9 protein-coding genes and 1 pseudogene are annotated in these 9,287 nt (G+C 58.0%); 5 read left to right on the top strand and 5 right to left on the bottom strand.

All coding sequences use genetic code 11. The features are described 5' to 3' along the window. Positions 1-493: 493 nt before the first annotated feature. Together AAAC48_RS04520 and AAAC48_RS04525 are read left to right on the top strand one after the other, a co-directional pair. On the top strand, positions 494-799 hold the full coding sequence (locus AAAC48_RS04520; protein WP_340653035.1) for an FAD/NAD(P)-binding oxidoreductase: 306 nt from the start codon (positions 494-496) through the stop codon (positions 797-799). After that, positions 708-962 carry a hypothetical protein gene (locus AAAC48_RS04525; RefSeq protein WP_340653028.1) on the top strand — a complete coding sequence of 85 codons (255 nt, stop codon included), beginning with the start codon at positions 708-710 and terminating at the stop codon, positions 960-962. The genes AAAC48_RS04520 and AAAC48_RS04525 overlap by 92 nt, the downstream gene beginning before the upstream one ends. Positions 963-1,103: 141 nt before the next feature. Here the strand turns inward: AAAC48_RS04525 and AAAC48_RS04530 are convergent, their stop codons facing one another. Continuing rightward, entirely contained in the window at positions 1,104-2,105 is a 1,002-nt protein-coding gene (locus AAAC48_RS04530) for an ABC transporter substrate-binding protein (RefSeq protein ID WP_340653029.1), read from the bottom strand. A 267-nt stretch (positions 2,106-2,372) separates the two neighbouring features. Here AAAC48_RS04530 and AAAC48_RS04535 point away from each other — a divergent pair, with 267 nt between their 5' ends. Beyond that, complete coding sequence (locus tag AAAC48_RS04535) at positions 2,373-3,797, top strand: aldehyde dehydrogenase family protein (protein WP_340653030.1); 1,425 nt, start codon at positions 2,373-2,375, stop codon at positions 3,795-3,797. 29 nt (positions 3,798-3,826) lie between these two features. Here AAAC48_RS04535 and AAAC48_RS04540 read toward each other — a convergent pair whose 3' ends face one another. From AAAC48_RS04540 to AAAC48_RS04555, 4 genes are read right to left on the bottom strand one after another with little or no spacing between them, the layout of a single operon-like run. After that, positions 3,827-5,413, bottom strand: a complete 1,587-nt coding sequence (locus tag AAAC48_RS04540; protein WP_340653031.1) for a 5-guanidino-2-oxopentanoate decarboxylase — start codon at positions 5,411-5,413, stop codon at positions 3,827-3,829. Further along, positions 5,410-6,597, bottom strand: a complete 1,188-nt coding sequence (locus tag AAAC48_RS04545) for a pyridoxal phosphate-dependent aminotransferase (RefSeq protein ID WP_340653036.1) — start codon at positions 6,595-6,597, stop codon at positions 5,410-5,412. The genes AAAC48_RS04540 and AAAC48_RS04545 overlap by 4 nt, the downstream gene beginning before the upstream one ends. Then, positions 6,597-7,253: a TetR family transcriptional regulator C-terminal domain-containing protein gene (locus tag AAAC48_RS04550; RefSeq protein WP_340653032.1), complete on the bottom strand. Its 657-nt coding sequence runs from the start codon at positions 7,251-7,253 to the stop codon at positions 6,597-6,599. Before AAAC48_RS04550 ends, AAAC48_RS04545 begins: the two co-directional genes overlap by 1 nt. After that, complete coding sequence (locus AAAC48_RS04555) at positions 7,250-8,122, bottom strand: arginine deiminase family protein (RefSeq protein ID WP_340653033.1); 873 nt, start codon at positions 8,120-8,122, stop codon at positions 7,250-7,252. Before AAAC48_RS04555 ends, AAAC48_RS04550 begins: the two co-directional genes overlap by 4 nt. A 170-nt stretch (positions 8,123-8,292) precedes the next feature. Between AAAC48_RS04555 and AAAC48_RS04560 the strand changes: the two genes are divergently transcribed. Then, positions 8,293-9,117 (top strand): ABC transporter ATP-binding protein, encoded by an 825-nt coding sequence (locus tag AAAC48_RS04560; protein WP_340653034.1) that lies wholly within the window; start codon positions 8,293-8,295, stop codon positions 9,115-9,117. 56 nt (positions 9,118-9,173) lie between these two features. Next, a pseudogene (locus tag AAAC48_RS04565) lies at positions 9,174-9,287 on the top strand (amino acid ABC transporter); the annotation flags it as partial.

The raw sequence follows: 9,287 nt of genomic DNA on the forward strand, positions 1-9,287 counted from the left end.
TGGCGGATGAGGATTGGGAGCAGGGGCTCTGGAAGGAAGAGGGCGTTGAGATAGCCGGCGAATCGCCGCCTCCAGCAAGTTCGACTTCCTCAATATCATTCGCGGCCATATTGATACCGATACAGCGCTGAATGAGGTGATCCCTATCAGGGCATGCGATCGTCGCCGCATCTCGATTTTGCCGGTGAAATTCGCCAGGAAACAAAGTTTCCGACGTTTCACGCGGCGCATCGCCGATGTGGCAACCGCACGCTATGCTGTGCCGAGGGCAAGCTCGACATGGTTGGCATGACCCGCATATTACCGATCCGCATATTGTGCGGAAGATCATGGCAGGCGAGGAACATCGCATTCGGCCTTGTGTCGGTGCCACCTATTGCCTCGACCGCATCTACGAAGGCGGCGAGGCGCTGTGCATTCATAATGCTGCGACGGGCCGCGAGGGCTCCATGCCGCATGTGGCTCGAAAGCGAAAACCAGCCGCAATGTCGTTATCGTCGGGGCTGGCCCGGCAGGGCCTGAAGCAGCGCGCGTCGCTGCGGAAGCGGGGCACAGGGTTTCTGTGCTGGAGGCTTCCGATCAGGCCGGCGGACAGGTAAGCCTCGCTGCCAAAAATCCAAGGCGCAAGGAGATGATTGGCATTGTTGACTGGCGCCTGGATGAGCTGGAGCGCCTTGGCGCCCCATGCGCTATAGCAGGGCGTCCGCGTGACGATCAACATGCGGCTTGTCAGCGTTGCGCGCAATGGCAATCAGTTTGTTGCAACACTTGGTTCGGATTTTGCACCGGAGTACCGTGAGGAGCGTCGGGTCGACCAGGTGGTGGCCGAGCATGGGACGTTACCAATCGATGATCTTTATCGGGAGGTCGAGCCATTGTCGCGCAATCGTGGTGCGTCGATTATGACAGGCTGGTCATGGCGGTGTGATCTTTCCGGTCCGCGCCAAGGCAGGCCAGTTTGATCTATTACGAATCGGCGACGCGGTCCATGCACGCAATATCCATGCCGCAATCTACGACGGGCTCCGCCACGCGACGTGGTTCTAGATACAAAAAAGAGCAGCGACTACGCCGCTGCCCTCGTATGATTGGTAACCAGCTGCTTACTTGACGGCAGCCTTGACCTTCTCGGCGACGTCGGCACTGACCCATTTGGTCCAGATGTCCTCGTGGTTCTTGAGGAAGTACTTTGCACCGTCTTCACCGGTCGCCTGATTGTCGGTCATCCAGGCAAGGAGTGTATTAACGGTCTTGTTGTCCCACGAGCGCGCCTTGAGGTACTCCATGGCAGGCCCGGCCTTTTCGCTGAACTTCCTGGTTACGACCGTATCGACTTCAGCCAGTTCCCAGTCATTTATCTTCGGATCCGGGCAATCGGCAACGGTGTTGCAGCGCTTCCATTCCGCTGAATCGAATTTCGCGCCATGGTCGAGCTTCACCATCGGATATTTCCCGAGGATGGCGGTTGGTTCCCAATAATATCCGACCCAGCCTTCCTTGCGCTCATAGGCTTTTGCCAGCGAGCCATCGAGGCCTGCTGCAGAACCTGTATCGACGAGCGTGAACCCCTTCTTCTCGGCATCATAGGCCTTGAAGAACTGCGCGGTTGCCACCGTGCCACCCCAGCCGGGAGGTCCGTTGAACACGGCGCCCTTGGATGAATCTTCCGGGGCCGGGAAGAGCTCTGGATGCCTCAATGCATCGTCGATTGTCTTGATGTCCGGATGCGCATCGGCAAGGTATTTCGGCATCCACCAACCCTGAACGCCGCCATCGGAGAGTGACTTCGACGCATAGACGAGTTTGCCGTCGGCTACCGCCTTGTCCATGATGTCACGCATGAAGTCGACCCAGCCTTCCGGGGCGATATCCGGTTGACCCTTTTCGGTCATCGAGGTCAGCGTCGGGATCGTATCGCCCTGCACGATGTCGGCTTTGCAGCCATAACCGGCATTCAGAATGATCTTGTCGAGATTGGCGAGAACTTCCGCCGATTGCCAGTTCATGCTGGCAATGGTGACGTCGCCACACTCTGCGGCCGATGCACCGCCGGCCGCGCCGAGCAGCGCAAAAGCCATGACGCCGCTCATCAGTAATGCTTTCATCTAAGAACCCCTTTTGTTGATTTTGTCTGGATTGTGGTGCCGGAGGTCATAACCATCTTTGATGCGCGCTCAGCCCGTCGAAAAATGGCAAAGATAGTGTTGGACCATGACTGCAACGATAGCGCCTGCATCTGGTCGGCAAGAAGGCCGGATGCGGCAACGATTTTGTTCTCTGCGACAGGTGTCATACTGTTATACAGACGCTCTTGCGTTCACTCGATTGATGGTCAGAATGACTCGATAATCAGGATTCTGGAGGAGATTTTCATGCTCGATAAACGTAATTTCTACATCGATGGCGGGTGGGTGGCTCCTCTGCAACCAAACGACCTTGAAGTTATCAATCCCGCAACTGAAAGGCCGATCGCGGTCATTTCCATGGGAACCGCGGCGGATATCGACCGCGCGGTGGCAGCGGCCAGGAAAGCCTACCAGACCTTTAGCCAGACCTCGGTCGACGAGCGGCTGGCGCTGCTGGAGAAGCTGCTGGCGATCTACAAGCGCCGCTATGATGAAGTTGCCCGAGCAATCACGCTCGAGCTCGGCGCGCCGATCACCATGAGCATGCAGCAGCAGGCAGATGTCGGCGTCGGCCATTTGCAAGGGTTCATCGATGCACTGAAGAACCTGCATGTGCGTGAGGAGTTACCTAATGGTGATATTCTCGTGCGCGAGCCAATCGGAGTATGCGGCCTGATCACACCGTGGAACTGGCCGATCAACCAGATTGCATTGAAGGTCATTCCGGCACTGGCGACGGGCAGCACTTGCGTGCTGAAACCGAGTGAATTTACGCCGCTCAATGCCATGCTTTATGCCGAGATGATCGACGAGGCCGGCTTTCCGGCGGGTACGTTCAATCTCGTCAACGGCGATGGTGCGACGGTAGGTGCTGCTCTGTCGAAGCATAAGGACGTCGATATGATGTCCTTTACCGGTTCCACGCGCGCGGGTATTGCCGTTAGCAAGGACGCTGCGGACACCGTCAAGCGCGTAACGTTGGAACTTGGCGGCAAGTCGCCGAACATCGTCTTCGAGGATGCCGATCTCGAAGATCGCGTCGCCGGAAGCGTACTCGAATGCTTCAACAATAGCGGTCAGTCCTGCGATGCGCCGACGCGCATGCTTGTCCAGCGCTCGGTCTATGACAAGGCGGTCAGAATCGCCGAAGCAACCGGGAGACAGGCACGCGTCGGCAATCCGGAAGAGGAGGGCGATCATATAGGCCCGCTCGTCAGCCACATCCAGTATGGCCGCGTTCAGAACCTGATCGAGGCCGGAATTGCCGAAGGTGCGCGTGTCCTCGTCGGCGGTGCCGGCAAGCCTGAAGGATATGAGACTGGCTATTTCGTGCAGCCGACAATCTTCGCCGATGTAAGCAACGACATGCGTATCGCCAAGGAAGAAGTATTCGGCCCGGTCCTGGCGCTCATTCCGTTCGATACTGAGGAAGAAGCAATCGCCATTGCCAATGACACGCCATACGGCCTAGCCGCCTATGTGCAGACAAAAGACTCCAGGCGCGCCGAGCGCGTCGCATCAAGACTGAAGGCGGGCATGGTGCATATCAATGGCGGACCGCATCGCTATGGCAGCCCATTCGGCGGCTACAAGCAGTCTGGCAATGGCCGCGAAGGTGGGAAATTCGGTCTTGAAGACTTTCTTGAAGTCAAAACCATTCACAGGCCATAAGACAGCAGGTGGTTGATGGCAACGAGCCATCAACCAACCAGTTTTTCATCGATTTCAATCAGATATGGCTTTCCGCTCGCCTTGGCTCTCAGCAACGCCTCGGGCAGCTCGTCGATATCTGCAAGCCGATGCGATGGGACACCATAGGCGTCGGCGATCTTCAGGTAATCGGGAGCGGAAGGACGCACGCCCACCGGATTGATATCAACCTCAACCATCGCGCGTTCGATTTCCTGATAGCCCTGATTGTTCCAGACAATGAAAATCACTGGAACCTCTTCATCGACCGCAGCGCCGAGTTCGCCGAGGACAAACTGAAATCCACCGTCGCCGACAATGCAGATCGTCGAGGTTTCGGGCTTGCCAAGAGCCGCACCGATGGCCGCGGGTGGACCGAAACCGAGTGCGCCGAAGCCGGTGGCCGCATTGAACCAACCGCCGACCCGATCATGATCGTAGTACAGGTTTCCTGAATAGATGGTCTGGGTGGAATCGCCGACGATGAGCGAGTTCGGCAAGGTATCGCGCAATATATTGAGAAAGCGCACCTGGCCTTGCGTCCGGGTTCCGACCTCAACCCATGCCGCATCTCGCGTTTGCTCGGCGCGCTCTTCACCCGACCGTGCGTTGCGGCGTGCCGGCAAACCTGCCGAGAGCTTTTCAACAGTCTCCTTCGCCGAAGCTTCGATCGGCATGAAAGCGGGCCAGCGGTCAAGTTGCCCGGCATCGATATCGATGCGCACAAAGCGCTTCAGTTCAGGAAAACCGCCATCGCCATACATGTCGTAATCGGTGGGCCCCATTTCGGTGCCAATCGCGATCACCAGGTCGCTGTCGGCCAGCAACTGGCGCACGGCTTTCAGGCTCGGGCTAGCCGGGACGAGCAGCGGATGATGATGCAAGATGCCGCGTGCATTCGTTGTCGCAACCACAGGTGCATCCAGCTTTTCGGCTAGATCCTTCAAAGGGGTAGCCGCCTCCTTGGCGCCGCCGCCAATCAGGATTGCCGGCCGCTCGGCGGCAAGACATTGGCGCGTCAGTTCAGCCATGGTTTCCGGCGACGCGTGCGGGATCGGCGCGTCAGATGCCTGGCGCTCAGCACCATCCAGTGGCAGTGCCATCACATCCAGCGGAATCTCGATATGAACCGGACCGGGGCGCCGCGAGGCGAAGAGGGCAAAAGCCCGCGCCAGTACGATTGGCAGTTCGTCGGCCTTTTCAATCCGGTGCGAAAACATCGCGACGGTCTGCAGCATGGCGCGCTGATTGGGAAGCTCGTGCAGAAATCCCATGCCTTTGCCAAGCGATTGGCGCTGGTTGACGCCGGAAATGACCAGCATAGGTATCGAATCGGCACGCGCCTGTCCCATTGCGGTGATCGTATTGGTTATGCCGGGGCCGGTGATTACGAACGCCACACCGGGCTTGCCGGTGGCTCGCGCATATCCGTCGGCCATGAAGCCAGCACCCTGTTCGTGGCGCGGTGTGATGTGACGTATCTTAGAGGCAGCAAGACCACGATAAAGTTCGATGGTATGGACGCCAGGAATGCCGAAAACCGTGTCGACACCATACGATTCAAGCAAATGGACAAGGGATTCACCAACAGTGGTCATGCGGATTTCCGTTGTTGGAGCCGGGATGCAAGGCGAATGATACCGGCGCAGGCTGCATCGATTTTGTCATCGGCCACGCTTAGGCTCATGCGAAGGTAGCCAGAAAGATTCTCGCCAAAGGATTCGCCCGGCATGACTGCCACGAATTCCTCTTCGAGCAACCGCATGGCGAAGTCATTGCCGGAGAGGCCGGTCGCACGGATATCGGCAAGGATAAACATGCCCGCTTGAGGCACCTTGGAGACTACGCCGGCAACACCGTCGAGCCGATCCGAAATCAGTTGCGCCCGGTAAAGGTAGCTCTCACGCATCGTTGCTGCTGCCGCCGAAGGCTGGCCCAACGCATAAGCGGTCATGTCGGCGATAAATGGCTGCACGCCGAAGAGCATGGATTCCGACAACGGCAGCAATCGCCGCGTGAATTCCTTCGGTCCGACGCACCAGCCGCTGCGGAAGCCTGGCGCCGCATGAGACTTCGAAATGGATGCCACTGCAATGGTCCGATCGGCCAATTCCGGACGGTCGAGCGGCGAGGTGAACTTGCCGTCGAAAATCAACAGCTCATAGACTTCGTCGGAAACGATCCAGAGATTGTGCTTGCGGCAGACTTCGCCGATTTCCGCCACTTCCTGCTCGCTGAGGACCGCACCCGTTGGATTATGCGGCGTGTTCAGCAGAAGCACCTTGGCCTTTGGGGTTATGACCTTCTCAAGGTCTGCAGCCTGCATGCGAAAGCCCTTTTCGGGGCGAAGCGGCACGGAAATGCGCGTCGCACCGGTCGCGCGAACGACACCGTCATAGGTTGCGTAGAGCGGGTCGCCGGTGATGATCTCGTCGCCTTCTTCGGCTAGGCCGAGCATGACCAGCGACAGGGCGGTCTGCGTGCCGGGAAAGCACATGATGTTGTCGGTGTCGATCTGACGGCCTGTGCGGGCGGTGTATTTAGCGGAGAGCGCAGTAAGGACACCGGGCTCGCCGCGACCGTTGGAGTAGCCTGTGCGGCCGGCGCGCATGGCGCGTTCAGCCACGTCGATCATGTCTGTCGGTGTCGGTATGTCCGGTTCACCAATTGTGAGTTCGATAATTTCATGACCCGCGCGTTTCATTTCGCGAGCACGAATGTGCACCGCCCATTTGTCAGAGCCCAGACCAGCGAGGCGATCGGTAACAGACGCAAAGCGCATCATTTCGCGCCTCCTTCAGCGTTAAGTGAGATTCCAAGTACGGCTTCGATAGCGGCAATGCCGGTTTCAGCCAATTCGCCATCGGCAAAAATATCGCCCGCAAGGCAGCCTTCCAGCCATAGACCATCGATGATCGCATTGATAGCGACGGCGTGGCGCCGCGTGTGGTTCGACTCCGCCGGTTTAGCCGCCGCCAGCAGGGCCTCGCGGATCAGGACTTCGAGTTCGTCGCGGAAACCCAGATAGCCGTCGCGGTGCGCCATGGCCATTGCCGGATCGGCATGAACCAGCGCGATGAACCCTGCCCACAGCGAAAGATTGTGAGGATCCATGATTGGTTGGCCAAGATTGGCCGTCACGAATGCGTAGAGACGGGCTCGCGGATCATCGCTCGCATTGCTGAGCGCGTCGCTCGCCTGAACCGTCATGCGATTCATGACAGCGCGATAAGCCGCGCCGATCAGTTCGTCCTTGGTTGGAAAATAATAACGAATGAGCCCTGCGGTCACGTCCGCGCGCAGTGCAATTTCGCGGACGGTCGCCCCTGCGAGACCGCGTTCCGCCACGCATTCAAGCGTCGCGGCGATCAAATCCTCGCGGCGTTTGTCCTCGCCTTCACGGCGAAAACTTTTGCGTGGGGCAGCCTGGATCTTCATTGGCGCCAGACGGGGCGCGTCAGGCAGGTCGGACCACCTTCGCAGGCGATGCACAATGCATCAGCCTCGAAAGTCGTCACTGTGCAACCCGCAGCTTCCATTGCGGCCTTGGTCTTCTCAAAGCCCGCAACGGCGATCACTTCATAGGGTGCCGTCGGTAGCACATTAAGATTGAGACCATTGCTGGCAGCGAACTCTTCCCCGGGGGCAACGACTAGCCGGATGCCGCGCTCCTTAAGCAACTGGTAGAAGGCTGCGGGCAAGAGGGGCAAATGAACCAGCGCCAGATCCTCGGCGAGCGGCGAAATGATCGACATCAGGTGCAGGCACGCTTGTTCGCCCTGCCACAGAGGCAAATCGAAGCCAAGAACTGTGATCCCCAATGGCTTCAGAATGTCGGAAAGCTGTTCGATACCTGCCTGGTTAGTACGAACTCCTCGGCCTACTGCGAGCGTCTTTCCGTCGACCCAGACACAGTCGCCGCCTTCAACCGTACCCGGCGCTTCGATGCGGCCGAGTACCGGCACATCCATTTGACGATAGGTTTCGTGGTGCAGATCAGGTTCGTCGAGACGGAGGCTTTTGCCCATGCGCAGGAGAACCGCACCCTTGTCGGTGACGAGCGACGGATCATGGGTGAAAATCGAATCCGACAGCCCGTCATTACCGTCCCTGATCCAGGTTATGTCAGCGCCTGACTTGGCGACAAGGTCGGCGAACACCCTATGCTGGTCGGATGCCTTGCGCGCATCAAACTGAGGACCATAGTGCCAGACGTCGCGCTCGGCCCCTGCCATGACTCGGTCCGGCATGCGCATGATGACGCGTTTCAGGGGGAGGGCCATGGACTGGGAACCGAATGCACTCATGATGTCTGCTCTCAAAAAATTGCTTCTGCGAGTATTTATACGCTTGCATAATTAGAGCGCAAGTGGTGTGATGCGGTTAATTCGGGCAGTTTAGACCCGTACGGACAAAAGAGGCGGACCAACGGTGTCATGACGAAACGTGCACGACGACCAGGGAATGGAATCCCGGAATGATAGCGACGGAAGCGGCAACCGTTTCGACGGATCCACTCCAAGCGGCAGCGACCGAACAGGCTGAAGCTATACACGTCTGGAACCTTCACAAGCGCTTCGGAGCGCTTGAAGTTCTCAAGGGCGTTTCCATGACGGCCAGAGATGGCGACGTGGTCGCCCTCATCGGTGGCAGCGGCTCCGGAAAATCGACTTTCCTGCGCTGCATCAACTTCCTTGAAAATCCCACCAGCGGCGCCATTCGCATCAATGGCGAAGATGTCCAGATGGTCAGCGATGGCCAGGGGGGACAGTATCCGGCCAACCGACGCCAGATCGAGCGCATTCGCAGCCGCTTGGGCATGGTTTTCCAGAACTTCAATCTTTGGCAGCATATGACGCTTATCCAGAACGTGATCGAGGTACCGGTTCACGTTCTCGGTATGAAGCGCGACGAGGCGATGGCTATTGGTGAACAATTGTTGGAGCGTGTCGGGCTGTCAGCGAAACGCGATGTCTATCCTGCATATCTTTCCGGTGGTCAGCAGCAGCGCGGCGCAATAGCACGCGCGCTCGCCATCCAGCCACGCGTCATGCTGTTTGATGAACCTACATCGGCACTCGATCCGGAGCTTGTCGGCGAGGTACTCAAGGTCATCGGGGACCTCGCAAAGGAGGGCCGCACCATGCTTCTGGTCACGCATGAGATGAAATTCGCCCGCGAAGTGGCGAGCCATGTCATGTACCTTCATAACGGCATTGTCGAAGAAGAGGGACCGCCAGAAGAGCTATTTGGATCGCCAAAATCCGAACGTTTGAAACAGTTTATCCGCACTGTTTCATAAATGAAATGAGATAACAGGGAATAATCCTGGGGAACATTGAAACAATGGAGATGAGAATGAAGTCTTTTCTGAAAACAACGGTTGCAGCTGTTGTTCTGGTGGTCGCCGGAATAGGCGCAGCCAGCGCCGAACAGGTGAAGGTCGGTATAGCAGCCGAACCCTATCCGCCG

The sequence above is a fragment of the Phyllobacterium sp. genome, assembly GCF_037994405.1.
Classification (GTDB): Bacteria; Pseudomonadota; Alphaproteobacteria; order Rhizobiales; family Rhizobiaceae; genus Phyllobacterium.